Source organism: Streptomyces sp. NPDC046925 (assembly GCF_040644915.1).
Taxonomy (GTDB): Bacteria; Actinomycetota; Actinomycetes; order Streptomycetales; family Streptomycetaceae; genus Streptomyces.
Genome location: NZ_JBEYWZ010000016.1, coordinates 65,809 through 83,205, shown reverse-complemented (window position 1 = coordinate 83,205; position 17,397 = coordinate 65,809). Strand labels below are relative to the sequence as shown.

Below are 17,397 nucleotides of genomic sequence, written 5' to 3'. Positions count from 1 at the left end.
TTACGTGGCGATCCGTGTCCTACTGGTCGACGACCAGCCACTGCTGCGCACGGGATTCCGGATGATCCTGGAGGCCGAGCAGGACGTCGCGGTCGTCGGGGAGGCCGGAGACGGCCTGCAGGCTCTCGACCAGGTGCGGGCACTGCAGCCGGACGTGGTCCTGATGGACATCCGTATGCCGAGGATGGACGGTGTCGAGGCGACCCGGCAGATCACCGGGCCGGGCCGGGACGGACCGGCGAAGGTCCTGGTCCTGACCACCTTCGACCTCGACGAGTACGTGGTGGAGGCGCTGCGCGCGGGGGCCAGCGGCTTCCTGCTCAAGGACGCGCCCGCGAACGAACTGGTGCAGGCGATCCGCGTGGTCGCGTCGGGCGAGGCGATGCTCGCGCCGAGCATCACGCGCAGGCTCCTGGACAAGTACGCCGGGCATCTCCCCTCGGGCGACGAGCCGGTGCCGGACACACTGCACACGCTCACCGAGCGGGAGGTCGAGGTCCTCAAGCTGGTGGCGCGCGGCCTGTCGAACGCGGAGATCGCGGCGGACCTGTTCGTGAGCGAGACGACCGTCAAGACGCATGTGGGCCATGTCCTGACGAAACTCGGGCTTCGCGACCGGGTGCAGGCCGCGGTGTACGCGTACGAGAGCGGTCTGGTGCGCCCCGGCGCCCAGTGACGGCCCGCACGGCAGGACGCGTGCAGCAGAAGGCATGAAGCAGAACGCGTGAAGGCGGCCCCCTCCGGGAGGGGGCCGCCTTCATGTGTGTCCGCGGGGTCAGGCCTTGCTGAGCTCCCAGAAGCGGAACACCGTCGACGCGTCGAGGCAGGACTCCACGCCGTAGACGTCGTCGCTGATGACCGCGTACTGCTTGGCCTGCCAGACCGGCAGGATCGGCAGCTCGTCGGCGACGATGTCCTGGAGCTTCGAGTAGTCCTGGTCGGTCCTGGTGCGGTCCGTCTCGGCGGCGGTGCCGGGGATGATCTTCCCGGTGATGTCGCTGTTCCGGTAGCCGTTGTCCAGGACGTTGCCCTTGCCGAAGAAGGGCTGCGTGAAGTTGTCCGGGTCCGGGTAGTCCGGCACCCAGCCCTTGACGTACACGCCGTACTTGCCGGACTTGATGTCCTGCTCGTACTGGCCGAACGCGACCGACTTCACCTCGGCGTCGAAGAGACCGCTCGCGTTGAGCTGCTTGGCGATCGTCTTCATCTCCTGATCGGTCGCGGGGCCGTAGCGCGAGGGCGTGGACCAGAGCGTGAGCTTGACCTTGCCGGTCAGGCCCTCCGCGCGCAGGGCGGCAGCGGCCTTGGAGCGCTGCGGGCGGGCGCCGTAGGTGTCGAAGAAGGCGGTGCTGTGGCCGCCGATCCCGGCCGGGACGATCGAGTACAGCGGCGTGGCCGTGTCCCGGTAGACGTCCTGGACCAGGGCGTCGCGGTCGAGGAGGTACGCCATGGCCTTGCGGACACCGAGCTTGCCCGCGACGGGGTCCTTCATGTTGAAGACCAGGTGCTGGACCTCAGCGCTCGTGCCCTCGACGACGTCGATGTTCTGGCTGGCGTCGGAGGTGTCCTGCTCGATGTCCGCGATGTCGTCGGCGGCGAGCCCGCGGTACGCGATGTCGATCTTGTCGTCCAGGAGCGCCTTCTTCAGGCCCTTCTGGTCGTCGTGGAAGAACTTGAGCGTGACGCCCTTGTTCTTCACCTTGGCGGTGCCCTTGTAGTCGGGGTTGACCGAGAACACGGCCTGCCCGTCGTCGAAGGAGTCGAGCTTGTACGGCCCCGAGCCGGTGGCCTGGCCGTCCTCGCGCAGCCCGTCCATGTCGTACGACGCCTGGTCGACGATGGATCCCGCGCCGGACGCGATCTTGCTGGGGAAGGTGGCGTCGGCGTACTTGAGCCTGAAGACGACCTTCTTGGCGCTCGGCGTCTCGACGCGGTCGAGCATCGGGAACATGATCGCCGGGCCGGCGTCGTCGTTGATCTTCATCATGCGGTCGAAGGAGTACTTGACGTCCTTCGAGGTCAGCGCGTTGCCGTTGCTGAACTTCAGGCCGTCGCGCAGCGTGCACTCGAAGACCCTGGTCTTGGAGTCGGTGAAGCCGCACTCCTTGGCGGCCTCGGGCTGCGGCTCCGTGGCCCCGTTCGGGAAGCTCATCAGGGACTGGAAGACGTTGTTGAACAGGAGCCATGATCCGGGGTCGTAGCCGGATGCCGGGTCGGTGGCCAGGACGTCGTCCGACATCCCCATCACCACCGCGTCCTCGTTCTCCCCCGCACCGCCCGTTTCCGTGCCGCAGCCGGTGAGCAGAACGGCGGCCAGCCCTCCCGTGAGGGGGAGGGCCAGCCACTGGTTACGCAAATTCACGAAGTGCCTTGTCGTTGGTGTGTATCGGTGGAGCGAAGCCCGGCCAGGCTTGTACGGGTGTGCGCGGAGGTCAGCCGCTCACACCTCGGCCGAGCTCCCACAGCTGGAGGTTCGAGGAGGAGTTGAGCGCCCACTCGACGCCCGTGATGTCGTCCCGGGCGGCGATGTACTGCTTGCCCTGCCAGAGGGGAAGCACCGGCACGTCCTCGGCGACGATGTCCTGGACCTTCTTGATGCTCTTGGAGGCGGTGAGCCGGTCCGCCTCGCGGCGCGAGTGCGGGAGCAGTTCGTCGTTGATGGTGGGGTTCACGTACGGCGAGCCGAGGATGTTGTCCTTGTCGAGGAACGGCGTCAGGAAGTTGTCGGCGTCCGGGAAGTCGGGGAACCAGCCCATCCCGTAGATGTCGTACGCGCCCTTCTGCTCGGCGGGGCGGAAGGTGTTCCACTCCGTGCCCTTGATTGACACGTCGAACAGGCCGCTCGCGTTGAGCTGCTTCTGCAGGAGCTGGAACTCCTTCTTGGTGCCCGGGCCGTAGTGGTCCGTCGTGTAGTGCAGGGTGACCTTCACCGGCGTGCTGATGTCGGCCTTCTGCAGCAGGCTGCGGGCCTTGGCCGGGCTCGGGTTGCCGTACTTGTTGAAGAACGAGTTGGTGTGGCCCGTGATGGTGGCCGGCACCGTGGAGTAGAGCGGCTCGGCCGCGTTGCCGTAGACGCCGGCGGCGATGGCGCCGCGGTCGACGATCTGCGCGACGGCCTGGCGGACCGCCTTGGACTTGACGGTGGTGGCGTCCGTGTTGAAGCCGAGGTAGCGGATCTCCAGGCCGGGCGTCTCGACCAGCTCGATGTTGCTGCCCGGGTCCTCGTCGAGCTGCTTGATCTGCTCGGGCGACATGGTGCGCGTCATCATGTCGAGGTCGCCGCTCTTGAGTGCCTTGCCCATGGCGTCGGCGGACTCGTAGGTGCGCATCTCGACTTTGTCGTTCTTGGGCTTGAGAACGCCCTTGTAGTTGGGGTTCTTGGAGAACGTGGTCTTGACGAGCGTGTTGCCCTTCACCTCCTGCTTGGCGGTGTAGGGGCCCGAGCCGTCCAGGTCGAAGCCGTCGCGCAGCTTGTTCTTGGCGTAGTGCTCGGAGCTGACGATGCCCGCGATGGGCGTGGCCAGCTTGTACGGGAACGTCGCGTCGGGGCTCTTGAGGTGGAAGACGACGCTGCGGTCGCCCTCGGTCTCGATCGCGTCGACGTTGGACACCATGCCCGCGGAACCGCTGGGGTCCTTGATCTTGATGTCCCGCACCCGCTCGATGGAGAACTTCACGTCGGCGGCGGTCAGCGGCTCGCCGTCGGCGAACTTGAGGTCCTTGCGCAGCGTGCACTCGTAGCGCTCGTTGCCGGTGTCGGTGAAGCCGCACTTCTCGGCGGCGTCGGGCTCCGGCTCTCCGCCGCCGCGCGGAGCGGCCATCAGCGTCTGGACCGTCTGGCGCACGACGTTCCAGGAGCCCGCGTCATAGGCGTACGCGGGGTCGAAGGGCGCCGGTATCTCGGGTGAGGTGGCGAACCGGTCCGTGGTGCCGACGGTGATCGCGTCGTCGTCCCCGCCGTCGCCCGCCCCTCCGCAGGCCGCGAGCGCGGAAGCGAGCAGACCTACGACGGCCGGCAGCACCAAAGTCTTACGGTTCATGCTCGACGTTCTCCAGAGCTGTTGATCCCGTCCGGACCGACAACGAGGGGTGGGGTCAGTTCGGTCCGCAGGGTGTGGCGATGTTCTCGCGAAGACATTAGTCCGCACCGCCACGCGGGCCGGAAGGCACCGGAGTTGACCCTCAATCACACAGCGAAACCGGGCGCGGACACACCGATACCCCGACACGGGAAGGTTTCGTGAGGTTCCCCTTAATCGGGACACAACGCCACTGAACAAGACGCGCAAATCGACGCCCCGGCACAGCCCCGATCAGCTGTCGACCCCCCACGGAGTGGGAAAGGTCACATCTTCAACCGTTCAGCACTTTCCGGCCATCAAGCCTTGCAGGAAAGGCAGGTTGACGTGTTCGAGGGTCGGCACGATGGTCCTGCCCGATGCCGGGGCGATGGGCGCCACGGACGGCACCGCCACCACGCGGCAGCCCGCGGCCTCGGCCGCCGCGACGCCGGTCGCGGTGTCCTCGATGACGGCACATCTGGCCGGTTCCGCGCCAACGCCGGCCGCCGCGAGGAGGTACGGGTCGGGGTGCGGCTTGGTCCGGGACACCTCGTCGCCCGCGATGGTCAGCGCGAAGTGGTGGGAGCCGATCGATTCGAGCACCCGGTCGATGATGCGCCGGTGCGACGCGGAGACCAGGGCCATGGGCACCTCGTGCGCGGCGAGCTCGGCGAGGAGCCTCGCGGCCCCCGGCATCAGCGGCAGGGCGCGGCCGATGCGGTCCTCGAAGCCTTCGTTGAGCAGCACCGTCAGCTCGGGGACCGTGATGTCGGCGCCGGTGGACTCGATCAGGAACCCGGCGCTGCGCGTCATGGGTCCGCCGACCACCACGTCACGCCAGGCCTCGTCGAGCGTGTGTCCGAGTGCCGCGAACACCGCGACCTCCGCGTCCCACCAGAAGCCCTCGGTGTCCACGAGGGTTCCGTCCATGTCGAGGAGTACCGCCTGCAGGTCGCTGCCTTCGGCCGTTCGGGTATCGAGCGCGGGAACCGTACTGGTCATCCGGGCACACCTCCATGAGGGACGGAAAGGCCGGTTGCCCCCTTCTGACGGGTGGGCAACCGGCCTGCACTGGACCGACAAGTGTACGACTTGCCCGCTCAGCGCGCGTTGAAGTATTTCGCCTCCGGGTGATGGATGACGATCGCGTCCGTGGACTGCTCCGGGTGCAGCTGGAACTCCTCGGAGAGCTGCACGCCGATCCGCTCCGGCTCCAGGAGCTCGGCGATCTTGGCTCGGTCCTCCAGGTCGGGGCAGGCGCCGTAGCCCAGCGAGAAGCGCGCGCCGCGGTACTTCAGGGCGAACATGTCCTCGACGTCGGCGGGGTCCTCGCCGCCGAAGCCGAGCTCGGCGCGCACGCGCGCGTGCCAGTACTCGGCGAGCGCCTCGGCCAACTGCACGGACAGGCCGTGCAGTTCGAGGTAGTCGCGGTAGGAGTCGGCGGCGAACAGCTCGGCGGTGGCCTCGCCGATCTTCGAGCCGACGGTGACGACCTGGAGGCCGACCACATCGGTCTCGCCGGACTCCTCCGGGCGGAAGTAGTCCGCCAGGCACAGGCGCCGGCCGCGGCGCTGGCGCGGGAAGGAGAAGCGGGTGCGCTCGTTGCCCTCGTCGTCCAGGATGATCAGGTCGTCGCCCTTGGAGACACAGGGGAAGTAGCCGTGCACGACGGCCGCCTCCAGCATGTTCTTGGTGTGCAGCTCGTCCAGCCAGCCGCGCAGCCGCGGGCGGCCCTCGCTCTCCACCAGCTCCTCGTACGAGGGCCCGTCACCCGTTCGGGCCTGCTTGAGGCCCCACTGGCCCTTGAACAGGGCGCCCTCGTCCAGCCAGGACGCGTACTCCTTGAGCTGGATGCCCTTGACGACGCGGGTGCCCCAGAACGGCGGGGTGGGGACGGGGTTGTCGGTGGAGACGTCCGAGCGGGCGGGCCCCTCGTCCTCGGAGACCTCCGCGACGGGGGTGTCCCGCTTGGCCACGCGGCGCTGCTTCAGCTCGGGCAGCGTGGCGCCGGGGACGCCGCGCTTGACCGCGATGAGGGCGTCCATCAGGCGCAGGCCCTCGAAGGCGTCGCGGGCGTAGCGGACCTCGCCCTCGTAGATCTCGTGGAGGTCCTGCTCGACGTAGGCACGGGTCAGCGCGGCGCCGCCGAGGATCACCGGGAAGTCGGCGGCCATGTTGCGCTGGTTGAGCTCCTCCAGGTTCTCCTTCATGATCACGGTCGACTTCACCAGGAGGCCGGACATGCCGATCACGTCGGCGCGGTGCTCTGCCGCGGCGTCCAGGATCGCGGCGACCGGCTGCTTGATGCCGAGGTTGACGACGTTGTAGCCGTTGTTGGACAGGATGATGTCGACGAGGTTCTTGCCGATGTCGTGGACGTCGCCGCGGACGGTGGCCAGGACGATGGTGCCCTTGCCCTCGGAGTCCGACTTCTCCATGTGCGGTTCGAGGTGGGCGACCGCGGTCTTCATGACCTCGGCGGACTGGAGCACGAAGGGCAGCTGCATCTGGCCGGACCCGAAGAGCTCGCCGACGACCTTCATGCCCTCCAGGAGGGTGTCGTTGACGATGTCGAGCGCCGGGCGGGTCAGCAGGGCCTCGTCGAGGTCGGCGTCCAGGCCATTCTTCTCGCCGTCGATGATGCGGCGCTGGAGGCGCTCGTCCAGCGGCAGGGCAAGGAGTTCCTCGGCCTTGCCCGCCTTCATCGACTTCATGTTGACGCCCTCGAAGAGCTCCATGAGCTTCTGGAGGGGGTCGTAGCCCTCCGCGCGGCGGTCGTAGATCAGGTCGTGGGCGACCTTGACCTGCTCCTCGTCCAGGCGCGCGATGGGCAGGATCTTGGAGGCGTGCACGATCGCCGAGTCCAGGCCCGCCTTGACGCACTCGTCGAGGAAGACGGAGTTCAGGACGACGCGGGCGGCCGGGTTGAGGCCGAAGGAGATGTTCGACAGACCCAGCGTGGTCTGCACGTCCGGGTGGCGGCGCTTGAGCTCGCGGATCGCCTCGATGGTGGCGATGCCGTCGCCGCGGGACTCCTCCTGACCGGTGCAGATGGTGAAGGTCAGGCAGTCGATGAGGATGTCCGACTCGTGGATGCCCCAGTTGCCTGTCAGGTCGTCGATGAGGCGCTCGGCGATGGCGACCTTGTGCTCGGCGGTGCGGGCCTGGCCCTCCTCGTCGATGGTCAGCGCGATCAGCGCGGCGCCGTGCTCCTTGGCGAGCGCGGTGACCTTCGCGAAGCGGGACTCGGGGCCGTCGCCGTCCTCGTAGTTGACGGAGTTGATGACGGCGCGGCCGCCCAGCTTCTCCAGACCGGCCTGGATGACGGGCAGCTCGGTGGAGTCCAGGACGATGGGCAGGGTGGAGGCGGTGGCGAAGCGGCCCGCGAGCTCCTCCATGTCCTTGACGCCGTCCCGGCCGACGTAGTCGACGCAGAGGTCGAGCATGTGGGCGCCCTCGCGGATCTGGTCGCGGGCCATCTCCACGCAGTCGTCCCAGCGGCCCTCCAGCATGGCCTCGCGGAACTTCTTCGAGCCGTTGGCGTTCGTGCGCTCGCCGATGGCCAGGTACGAGGTGTCCTGGCGGAAGGGCACGGTCTGGTAGAGCGAGGCGGCGCCGGGCTCGGGGCGCGGCTCGCGGCGGGTCGTCTCCACGCCGCGGACGCGCTCGACGACCTGGCGCAGGTGCTCGGGGGTGGTTCCGCAGCAGCCGCCGACCAGGGAGAGGCCGTACTCGCGTACGAAGGTCTCCTGGGCGTCGGCCAGCTCGGCCTCCGTCAGGGGGTAGTGGGCGCCGTCCTTGCCCAGGACCGGCAGGCCCGCGTTGGGCATGCAGGAGATCGGCACGCGCGAGTGGCGGGCGAGGTAGCGCAGGTGCTCGCTCATCTCGGCCGGGCCCGTGGCGCAGTTCAGGCCGATCATGTCGATGCCGAGCGGCTCCAGGGCGGTGAGCGCGGCGCCGATCTCGGAGCCGAGCAGCATCGTGCCGGTGGTCTCGACGGTGACCGAGCAGATCAGCGGGAGGTTGACGCCGGTGGCGTCCAGGGCGCGGCGGGCGCCGAGGATCGCGGACTTGGTCTGCAGGAGGTCCTGGGTGGTCTCCACCAGGAGGGCGTCCGCGCCGCCCGCGATCATGCCTTCGGCGTTGGTCTGATAAGCGTCGCGCAGGACGGTGTACGGGGCGTGGCCCAGGGTCGGCAGCTTGGTGCCGGGGCCCATGGAGCCGAGGACCCAGCGCTGCTGTCCGGTCGAGGCGGTGAACTCGTCGGCGACCTCGCGGGCGATGCGGGCGCCCGCCTCGGAGAGCTCGAAGTTGCGTTCGGGGATGTCGTACTCGCTCAGGGCGGCGAAGTTCGTGCCGAACGTGTTCGTCTCGACGCAGTCGACGCCGACAGCGAAGTATTCCGAGTGGACCGAGCGGACGATGTCCGGGCGTGTCACGTTCAGGATCTCGTTACAGCCCTCGAGGTTCTGGAAGTCCTCGAGGGTGGGGTCCTGGGCCTGGAGCATGGTGCCCATCGCGCCGTCGGCCACCACCACGCGGGTGGCGAGGGCTTCGCGGAGGGCATCGGCTCGGGTTCCGTTCGAGGTGCCCGAGGAATCCGGGGTGTTCGCGGAACCGGACGAGGGGGTCGGCAACGAGGCCATGAAAGAGCTCCCAGAGGTGCGACGGCTGTCGGCTTTGCGCTTCGGTGGAAGGCGCACTCGGTCAGGGTAGCGGGACGAAGGTCCACAGCGCGTGAGTGTTCACGGGGCGGACACCGCGCCCTGTCCGCGCCCCCCTCCTCGGGGGTGTGGTTCGGTGCAGGGCGGGAAACGGCGAGAAACACCGCTGCCCGCTCTGTCGCGGGAGGTCGACAACGACCGATAGTGTTCAGCATTGTCGAACGTTGGAGTCAGAGGGGACGGAGGAAGGGGCTGCGATGGCACGGAACATCCAGTCGCTCGAGCGGGCCGCCGCGATGCTGCGGCTGCTCGCGGGAGGAGAGCGAAGGCTCGGCCTCTCGGAGATCGCGTCCGCCCTTGGCCTGGCCAAGGGCACGGCCCACGGCATTCTGCGCACCCTGCAGGCGGAGGGCTTCGTCGAGCAGGACTCCGCGTCGGGCCGCTATCAGCTCGGCGCCGAACTGCTGCGCCTGGGCAACAGCTACCTGGACGTGCACGAGCTGCGGGCCCGCGCCCTGGTGTGGACCGACGACCTGGCCCGGTCCAGCGGCGAGAGCGTCTACCTCGGCGTCCTGCACCAGCAGGGCGTTTTGATCGTGCACCACGTCTTCCGGCCCGACGACAGCCGCCAAGTCCTGGAGGTGGGCGCGATGCAGCCGCTGCACTCCACGGCCCTGGGCAAGGTGCTCGCCGCCTACGACCCGGTGGCGCACAGCGAGGCCGCCGAGTCCGACTGGCAGGCCTTCACCTCGCGCACCGTCGTGGACCCCGGGGCCTTCGAGGGCGTCCTGGACCTCACCCGCGCGCGCGGGTACGCCTCCGACGTCGAGGAGACCTGGGAGGGCATCGCCTCCGTGGCCGCGCCCATCCACGACCGGCGCCGCATGCCGGTCGGCGCGGTCGGCATCACCGGTGCGGTGGAGCGCGTCCGCAAGGAAGGGGAGCTGCGCCCCGACCTGATCGCAGCCGTACGGGACTGCGCCCGCGCCGTGTCGCGGGACCTGGGCGCCGGGCGCTTCTGACCCCGCTCACCCCCCGGCCGCCCCGCCTGCTGCCCCCTGCTCAACATGCAGGGGGCACTCTTCTGCGCGACGATCATTGGACCGCGTTTCACCCGGCGGGACCCCCGCCTCGACCGATAAGCCGGAACGATCAATAACGATCGTGTTTTCAATAACAGAAGTCTTGACGGGCAAGTAACCACGGGGTGAGACTCGCGTCCATCGGTCGGCATTGTCGAACACCTACCGGCATTACGCGTTAGAGTGTGACAAGGCCAGGGCCGGCAACGACCTCACCTGAGGTCGCGGACCACCGGAGGGACCCGGGGTTCGCCTTCCCCTGGACGAAGGACAAAGGAGTCGCGGGTGTCCAGCTCCGACATCTTCATCGGCGAGACCATCGGTACCGCCATTCTCATTCTGCTCGGCGGCGGTGTCTGCGCCGCCGTCACGCTCAAGGCCTCCAAGGCCAAGGACGCCGGCTGGCTGGCGATCACCTTCGGGTGGGGCTTTGCGGTACTGACCGGCGCGTACCTGGCGGGTGGCGTCTCCGGCGCCCACCTCAACCCGGCGGTCACCATCGGCCTCGCCATCGAGGGCGGCACGAAGTGGAGCGATGTTCCGCTCTACCTCGCCTCGCAGCTGCTCGGCGCGATCATCGGCGCCGTCCTGGTCTGGCTCGCCTACCTGGGCCAGTTCAAGGCCCACCTGACCGACCCGGCGATACTCGCGGCGCAGCCGATGGAGGAGGGCCTCGTCGACCAGAAGGCCGCCCCCAAGGCCGGTCCGGTGCTCGGCGTGTTCTCCACCGGCCCCGAGATCCGCAACTACGCGCAGAACGTGCTCACCGAGATCATCGCGACGGCCGTCCTCGTCCTCGCGATCCTCACCCAGGGCCTGAACGACGGCGGCAACGGCATCGGCACGCTCGGCGCGCTGATCACCGCCCTCGTCGTGGTGGGCATCGGCCTCTCCCTCGGTGGCCCCACGGGCTACGCGATCAACCCGGTCCGTGACCTGGGTCCGCGCATCGTGCACTCCCTGCTCCCGCTGCCGAACAAGGGCAGCTCCGACTGGGCGTACGCATGGGTGCCGATCGCCGGCCCGCTGATCGGCGGTGCCATCGCCGGTGGCCTCTACAACCTCGCGTTCAAGTAGGACCGCGAGCGCTGCCGACGACCGCCCGAGACAGACCGCCGAGAGCAAAGAAGAGCAGGAGTACACCGTGAGCACCGACGCACACACCGCAGGCCCCTTCATCGCGGCCATCGACCAGGGCACCACTTCGAGCCGCTGCATCGTCTTCGACAAGGACGGCCGGATCGTCTCGGTCGACCAGAAGGAGCACGAGCAGATCTTCCCGAAGCCGGGCTGGGTCGAGCACGACGCGAGCGAGATCTGGACGAACGTCCAGGAGGTCGTCGCCGGCGCCATCTCCAAGGCCGGCATCACCCACGAGGACATCAAGGCGATCGGCATCACCAACCAGCGTGAGACCACGCTGCTCTGGGACAAGAACACCGGCGAGCCGGTGCACAACGCCATCGTCTGGCAGGACACCCGTACCGACGCCCTGTGCAAGGAGCTCGGCCGCAACGTCGGCCAGGACCGCTTCCGCCGGGAGACGGGCCTGCCGCTCGCCAGCTACTTCGCCGGGCCCAAGGCCCGCTGGCTGCTCGACAACGTCGACGGCCTGCGCGAGCGCGCCGAGGCGGGCGACATCCTCTTCGGCACCATGGACTCCTGGGTCATCTGGAACCTGACGGGCGGTGTCAACGGCGGCCACCACGTCACCGACGTCACCAACGCCTCGCGCACCATGCTGATGAACCTGCACACCATGCGCTGGGACGAGAAGATCGCCGAGTCCATCGGCGTCCCGATGGCGATGCTCCCCGAGATCCGCTCCTCCGCCGAGGTCTACGGCGAGGTCAGCGGCGGCAAGCTCGGCGACATCCTGCCCGGCATCCCCGTCGCCTCCGCGCTCGGCGACCAGCAGGCGGCGCTCTTCGGCCAGACCTGTTTCGCCAAGGGCGAGGCCAAGTCGACGTACGGCACCGGCACCTTCATGCTGATGAACACCGGTGAGTCGGCCATCAACTCCTACTCGGGCCTGCTGACCACCGTCGGCTACCAGATCGGCGACCAGAAGCCGGTCTACGCCCTCGAGGGTTCCATCGCCGTCACCGGTTCGCTCGTGCAGTGGATGCGCGACCAGATGGGCCTGATCAACTCCGCCGCCGAGATCGAGACGCTCGCGTCGTCGGTCGAGGACAACGGCGGCGCCTACTTCGTACCGGCCTTCTCCGGCCTCTTCGCCCCGTACTGGCGTTCCGACGCCCGCGGTGTGATCGCCGGTCTCACCCGGTACGTCACCAAGGCGCACATCGCGCGCGCCGTCCTGGAGGCCACGGCCTGGCAGACCCGTGAGATCACCGACGCCATGACGAAGGACTCCGGCGTCGAGCTCACGGCCCTCAAGGTCGACGGCGGCATGACCTCCAACAACCTGCTGATGCAGACGCTCTCGAACTTCCTCGACGCGCCGGTGGTGCGCCCGATGGTGGCCGAGACGACCTGCCTCGGCGCCGCCTACGCCGCCGGTCTCGCCGTCGGCTTCTGGTCCGGCACCGACGAGCTGCGCGCCAACTGGCGCCGGGCGGCGGAGTGGACACCCCGCATGGACGCGGACACCCGCGCCCGTGAGTACAAGAGCTGGCTCAAGGCCGTAGAGCGTTCCATGGGCTGGCTCGACGAAAGTGGCGAGGAGTAAATCAACATGACCACCCTGCAGAGCGTCCCTGCCCTCGGGACGCATCCGGCTGCCGGTTCCAACCCGAGCCGCGCCGAGACCCGGGAGCAGCTTTCCAAGGCGACGTACGACCTCCTGGTGATCGGTGGCGGAATTCTGGGCATCTCCACCGCCTGGCATGCCGCGCAGTCGGGCCTGCGGGTGGCCCTGGTGGACGCCGGTGACTTCGCCGGCGCCACCTCCTCCGCCTCCTCCAAGCTTCTCCACGGCGGTCTGCGCTACCTGCAGACCGGCGCGGTGAAGCTGGTCGCGGAGAACCACTTCGAGCGTCGCGCGGTGTCCCGTCAGGTGGCCCCCCACCTGGCGAACCCGCTCACCTTCTACCTGCCCGTCTACAAGGGCGGCCCGCACGGCGCCGCCAAGCTGGGCGCGGGCGTCTTCGCGTACAGCGCGCTTTCCGCCTTCGGCGACGGCGTCGGCCACCTGCTCTCGCCCTCGAAGGCCGCGCAGGACGTGCCGGAACTGCGCACGGACAACCTCAAGGCCGTCGCCGTCTACGGCGACGACCAGATGAACGACTCCCGCATGGCCCTGATGACGGTCCGCGCGGCCGTCGAGGCCGGCGCCGCCGTCCTCAACCACGCCGAGGTCACCGGCCTGCGCTTCACCAAGGGCCGGGTCACGGGCGCAGAGCTCAAGGACCGCATGGACGGCACCGAGTTCGGCGTCAACGCCCGCCTCGTGCTGAACGCGACGGGCCCGTGGGTCGACCACCTGCGCAAGATGGAGAACCCCGACGCGGCCCCCTCCATCCGCCTCTCCAAGGGCGCGCACCTGGTCCTCAAGCGCACCGCCCCCTGGAAGGCCGCGCTTGCCACGCCGATCGACAAGTACCGCATCACGTTCGCCCTGCCGTGGGAGGACATGCTGCTTCTCGGCACGACGGACGAGGAGTTCGAGGGCGACCCTGCGGACGTGAGCGTCACCGAGGCCGACACCGCGCAGATCCTGGACGAGGCCGCGTTCTCCATCCGCGACCAGCAGCTGTCCCGTGACCTGATCACGTACTCCTTCGCGGGTCTGCGCGTGCTGCCCGGCGGGCCCGGCGACACCTCGAAGGCCAAGCGCGAGACGGTCGTCACCGAGGGCGCGGCCGGCATGCTCTCCGTCGCGGGCGGCAAGTGGACGACCTTCCGCCACATCGGCCGTACGGTCATGAAGAAGCTGGAGTCGCTGCCCGGCCACCCGCTCGGCGACGACTACGAGCCGATCTCGCAGCTCCAGAAGCGTCTGCCGCTGCCCGGCATCGCCAACCCGCGCGCGGTCGCGCACCGTCTCCTGGTCGACGGCCCGGCACCCGGCCCGCGCATGGCCGCCGACACGGCCAAGCACCTGGCGACGCACTACGGCTCGCTCTCCTTCGACATCGCCCGCCTGGCGAACGAGAACCCGGAGCTCGCCGAGCGCGTCTCGCCGGACGCCCCGGAGATCTGGGCCCAGGTCGTCTACGCCCGTGACCACGAGTGGGCCGAGACGGCGGACGACGTCCTGCGCCGCCGTACGACGCTGACGATCCGCGGCCTGGCCACGGACGACGTCCGCGCCAAGGTCCAGGACGTGCTCGACAACAAGTAGGCACCGGCTGTACGAGGGGCGGCTCCCACCGGGGGCCGCCCCTTCGCCGTACCCGGCCTTCGGCGTATCCGGGCGGGCCGCCACAGCGCGTACATACGCGTGCAATACGGCGCGGGGAGAGTGGAAGGTCGTACCACGGAGAGGCCACCATGAGATTCCAGGTCCTGTCGATCATCGGCCATGCCCCGCACCCCCTGACCGGCCAACTCCCGACCTCAGCGGACCGGTTGGCGGACGTGATCGAGGTCGGGGTGGCCGCCGAGCGGCTCGGCTACGACGCGTACGCCGTGGGCGAGCGGCACGCGGGCGCCTTCCTCTCGTCGAGCCCCACCGTGGTGCTCGGCGCGCTCGCCGCGCGGACCACCCGGATCAAACTGCTCACCGGCGTCACCGTCGTGGCGATCCTCGACCCGGTGCGGGTCGCCGAGGACTACGCGACGCTCGATCAGATCTCGCGCGGACGCATCGAGTTGGTGATCGGCAAGGGCGCGGAGGCAGGCCACTTCGACCTCTTCGGCCTCGACGAGGAACGGCAGTGGGACCTGCAGAAGGAGAAGTACGAACTCCTCCGCCGCCTGTGGAGCGAGGAGAACGTCGACTGGGAGGGCGAGTTCAGGCCCGCGCTGAAGGACGTGACGACGGTGCCGCGCCCCTACGCGGGTGTGCCGCGCATCTGGCACGGCTCGGCCACCTCCCTCAACTCCCCCGACCTCGCGGCCAAGCACGGCGATCCGCTCTTCACCGCCAACGCCATCCAGCCGCGCGCCGCGTACGCGAAGCTCATCGCGCACTACCGCGAACGGTTCGAGGAGTACGGGCACGACCCGGCGAACGCCCGCGTTGCGGCGGGCTCGGGCGGGCTGCTCATCGCGGACTCGGCGGAGCAGGCGGTCTCGCGCTACCGCGAGCTGTACGAGGCGAAGGTGCGCCAGACCTTCAAGCCGCACCTGGAGGGCAAGGCGGGCTACAACACGCCGTTTCGCACCATCGAGGACGCGATCGCGGACGGGCCGCAGCTCATCGGCTCCCCGCAGCAGATCATCGACAAGATCCTCGGCTACCACGAGGTGTACGGGCACGACCTCCAGTCCATCACCGTGGACGGCTTCGGCCTGGAGCGCGGCGAGCAGATCGAGACGCTCCAGCGGTTCGCCGAGGAGGTCGCGCCGGTGGTCCGCAGGGCCGCGCCGTCCACGCTGTGGGACACCGCGTGAGCACGGCTGACGTCGGCTGACCTGCGAGTTACCATCCCCCGTACCCACTGTGTCCCCTTCTGGAGCGAGCCATGACCCTCCTGACGACCTGGCCGGAGTCCGGCCCCGAGACCGTCATACGCCGCACCGCGGACCCGGTCGAGATCGCCGCCGCGCTCGCCCCGGTCGGCGTGCGCTACGAGCAGTGGCCGGTGCGCGAGGACGTGCCGGCCGACGCGGACAGCGACACCGTCTTCGCCGCGTACCGCACGGAGATCGACAAGCTCAACGCCGAAGAGGGCTTCCAGACGGTCGACGTGGTCGCGCTGCACCCCAGCGACGACCCCGGCTGGCCCGAGAAGGCGAAGGCCGCCCGGCAGAAGTTCCTCGCCGAGCACACGCACGACGACGATGACGAGGTGCGGTTCTTCGTCGCGGGCGCCGGGATCTTCTATCTGCACGTGGGCGGCGAAGTGCACGCGGTCTACTGCGAGAAGGGCGATCTGCTCGGGGTGCCGCGCGGCACGACGCACTGGTTCGACATGGGCACGTCCCCCGCGTTCACGGCCATCCGCTTCTTCCACGAGGAGGACGGCTGGATCGGCACGTTCACGGGCAGCCCGATCGCGGACCGCTTCCCGGACTTCGACGCGATCCACGCCGGATACGCCGCGTGAGTGTCTCTTTCGACGCGGGTTCCGTGGACGCCGTGGTGCTCGACATCGAGGGCACCACGAGCGCCACGGGGTTCGTGGTGGACGTGCTGTATCCCTACGCGCGCGAGCGCTTCGGTGCGCTTCTCGCCGCGCGGGGCGACGAGCCGGAGGTGGCGCGGGCCCTCGCGCAGGTGCGGGAGCTTGCCGGTGAGCCCGACGCGGATGCCGCGCGGGTGGAGAAGATCCTGGGCGAGTGGGTCGACGCCGACCGCAAGGCGACGCCCCTGAAGACGCTCCAGGGCATCCTCTGGGCGGAAGGCTTCGCGCGGGGCGAGCTCGTCTCGCACTTCTACCCCGAGGTGATCGACGTGCTGCGGGCCTGGGCGGCGGACGGGGTGCGGCTCTACGTCTACTCGTCCGGGTCCGTCGCGGCGCAGCGGGCGTGGTTCACGTACTCGCCCGAGGGGTCCCTGATGGATCTCGTGAGCGGCTTCTACGACACCGAGAACGCGGGCCCCAAGCAGGAGGCCGGGTCCTACCGCGCGATCTCGGCGGCCGTCGGGGCGGACCCCGGCCGCACGCTCTTCCTCTCCGACCGGCTCGGGGAGCTGGACGCGGCGCGGGAGGCGGGGTGGCACGTCGTGGGCGTGCGCCGGGCCGGGGAGCCCTACTTCGCCGCCGGGGTCGGCGGGCATGCGGAGGTTTCGGCCTTCGATGAGATCAGTGTTGTGAGGAGCGTTCGATGAGTGCGGCTGAGACCACTGCCGAGACCAATGTTGTTGTGGATCTGGAGGAGGCAGGGGCTGTCCTCGCCGCCGAGGCCGCGCGGTTCGCGTCGTTCGGGTGGATGCGGGGTACGTCCGGGAACCTGTCCGTGGTCCTTTCGCGTACGCCGCTTCAGCTCGCCGTGACGGCGAGTGGGCGGGACAAGGGTGAACTGACCGCTGCGGACGTGGTGTTGACGGATGCGTCGGGCGCCGCGCTCGGCGCGGGGCGGCCCTCGGCGGAGGCGGCGCTGCATGCGCGGGTCGCTGCGCTTACCGGGGCCGGGGCCGTGGTGCACGTGCACACCGTGGCGTCGGTGGCCATGGGGCATCGGAAGCCCGGCGGGATTTCCTTCCGGGATCTGGAGATGCTGAAGGGGCTTGGGCACGGGACGCATGAGGTTGCCGTGACGCTGCCGGTGATTGCCAACAGCCAGGACATGGCTGTCCTGGGGGATCGTCTTGAGGCTGCGCTTTCGCCGGGGATGCCGGCGGTTGTCGTTGCGGGGCACGGGCTTTATGTGTGGGGTGCGGATCCTCGCGAGGCGCGGCATCGCACCGAGGTGGTGGAGTGGTTGCTGGAGCTTGAGCTGACGCGGGGTTGATCTGACTCTGCGGGGCTTGTCCCCAACCCCGCCCCTTCCCGAAAACTCGCTCGGCGCGAGGGCCTG

13 protein-coding genes are annotated in these 17,397 nt (G+C 69.2%); 9 read left to right on the top strand and 4 right to left on the bottom strand.

What is annotated here, in order from left to right:
• Nucleotides 1-4: 4 nt before the first annotated feature.
• Nucleotides 5-676: a response regulator transcription factor gene (locus ABZ906_RS40220; protein ID WP_135332738.1), complete on the top strand. Its 672-nt coding sequence runs from the start codon at nt 5-7 to the stop codon at nt 674-676.
• Between the two features lie 99 nt (nt 677-775).
• Here ABZ906_RS40220 and ABZ906_RS40215 read toward each other — a convergent pair whose 3' ends face one another.
• From ABZ906_RS40215 to metH, 4 genes are all read right to left on the bottom strand, one after another.
• Nucleotides 776-2,362 (bottom strand): ABC transporter substrate-binding protein, encoded by a 1,587-nt coding sequence (locus tag ABZ906_RS40215; protein WP_361391298.1) that lies wholly within the window; start codon nt 2,360-2,362, stop codon nt 776-778.
• Nucleotides 2,363-2,432: 70 nt separating this feature from the next.
• Entirely contained in the window at nt 2,433-4,040 is a 1,608-nt protein-coding gene (locus ABZ906_RS40210) for an ABC transporter substrate-binding protein (protein ID WP_361196705.1), read from the bottom strand.
• Between the two features lie 321 nt (nt 4,041-4,361).
• The gene (locus ABZ906_RS40205) at nt 4,362-5,063 is read right to left on the bottom strand and encodes an HAD family phosphatase (RefSeq protein WP_361196702.1); all 702 of its coding nucleotides are present in this window, start codon (nt 5,061-5,063) and stop codon (nt 4,362-4,364) included.
• 98 nt (nt 5,064-5,161) lie between these two features.
• The gene (metH, locus tag ABZ906_RS40200; protein ID WP_361196699.1) at nt 5,162-8,707 is read right to left on the bottom strand and encodes a methionine synthase; all 3,546 of its coding nucleotides are present in this window, start codon (nt 8,705-8,707) and stop codon (nt 5,162-5,164) included.
• 275 nt (nt 8,708-8,982) lie between these two features.
• Between metH and ABZ906_RS40195 the strand changes: the two genes are divergently transcribed.
• From ABZ906_RS40195 to mtnB, 8 genes are all read left to right on the top strand, one after another.
• A complete protein-coding gene (locus tag ABZ906_RS40195) occupies nt 8,983-9,747 on the top strand; it encodes an IclR family transcriptional regulator (RefSeq protein WP_361391295.1) in 765 nt (254 codons plus the stop codon).
• 345 nt (nt 9,748-10,092) lie between these two features.
• Nucleotides 10,093-10,884 (top strand): MIP/aquaporin family protein, encoded by a 792-nt coding sequence (locus tag ABZ906_RS40190; RefSeq protein WP_361196693.1) that lies wholly within the window; start codon nt 10,093-10,095, stop codon nt 10,882-10,884.
• A 67-nt stretch (nt 10,885-10,951) separates the two neighbouring features.
• The gene (glpK, locus tag ABZ906_RS40185; RefSeq protein ID WP_361196690.1) at nt 10,952-12,499 is read left to right on the top strand and encodes a glycerol kinase GlpK; all 1,548 of its coding nucleotides are present in this window, start codon (nt 10,952-10,954) and stop codon (nt 12,497-12,499) included.
• Nucleotides 12,500-12,505: 6 nt separating this feature from the next.
• Nucleotides 12,506-14,113, top strand: a complete 1,608-nt coding sequence (locus tag ABZ906_RS40180; RefSeq protein ID WP_361196687.1) for a glycerol-3-phosphate dehydrogenase/oxidase — start codon at nt 12,506-12,508, stop codon at nt 14,111-14,113.
• Nucleotides 14,114-14,262: 149 nt separating this feature from the next.
• Nucleotides 14,263-15,327 carry an LLM class flavin-dependent oxidoreductase gene (locus tag ABZ906_RS40175; protein ID WP_361391292.1) on the top strand — a complete coding sequence of 355 codons (1,065 nt, stop codon included), beginning with the start codon at nt 14,263-14,265 and terminating at the stop codon, nt 15,325-15,327.
• A 71-nt stretch (nt 15,328-15,398) separates the two neighbouring features.
• On the top strand, nt 15,399-15,983 hold the full coding sequence (locus ABZ906_RS40170) for a cupin (protein WP_361196681.1): 585 nt from the start codon (nt 15,399-15,401) through the stop codon (nt 15,981-15,983).
• On the top strand, nt 15,980-16,708 hold the full coding sequence (gene mtnC, locus ABZ906_RS40165; RefSeq protein WP_361391289.1) for an acireductone synthase: 729 nt from the start codon (nt 15,980-15,982) through the stop codon (nt 16,706-16,708). The genes ABZ906_RS40170 and mtnC overlap by 4 nt, the downstream gene beginning before the upstream one ends.
• Nucleotides 16,705-17,331: a methylthioribulose 1-phosphate dehydratase gene (gene mtnB / locus ABZ906_RS40160; protein ID WP_361196675.1), complete on the top strand. Its 627-nt coding sequence runs from the start codon at nt 16,705-16,707 to the stop codon at nt 17,329-17,331. The genes mtnC and mtnB overlap by 4 nt, the downstream gene beginning before the upstream one ends.
• Nucleotides 17,332-17,397 lie beyond the last annotated feature (66 nt).

What these genes read in the sequence shown, in the direction of transcription:
- ABZ906_RS40210 (WP_361196705.1), bottom strand. Translation starts at nt 4,040, where the DNA reads ATGAACCGTAAGACTTTGGTGCTGCCGGCCGTCGTAGGTCTGCTCGCT.
- ABZ906_RS40205 (WP_361196702.1), bottom strand. Translation starts at nt 5,063, where the DNA reads ATGACCAGTACGGTTCCCGCGCTCGATACCCGAACGGCCGAAGGCAGC.
- metH (WP_361196699.1), bottom strand. Translation starts at nt 8,707, where the DNA reads ATGGCCTCGTTGCCGACCCCCTCGTCCGGTTCCGCGAACACCCCGGAT.
- ABZ906_RS40195 (WP_361391295.1), top strand. Translation starts at nt 8,983, where the DNA reads ATGGCACGGAACATCCAGTCGCTCGAGCGGGCCGCCGCGATGCTGCGG.
- ABZ906_RS40180 (WP_361196687.1), top strand. Translation starts at nt 12,506, where the DNA reads ATGACCACCCTGCAGAGCGTCCCTGCCCTCGGGACGCATCCGGCTGCC.
- ABZ906_RS40175 (WP_361391292.1), top strand. Translation starts at nt 14,263, where the DNA reads ATGAGATTCCAGGTCCTGTCGATCATCGGCCATGCCCCGCACCCCCTG.
- ABZ906_RS40170 (WP_361196681.1), top strand. Translation starts at nt 15,399, where the DNA reads ATGACCCTCCTGACGACCTGGCCGGAGTCCGGCCCCGAGACCGTCATA.
- mtnB (WP_361196675.1), top strand. Translation starts at nt 16,705, where the DNA reads ATGAGTGCGGCTGAGACCACTGCCGAGACCAATGTTGTTGTGGATCTG.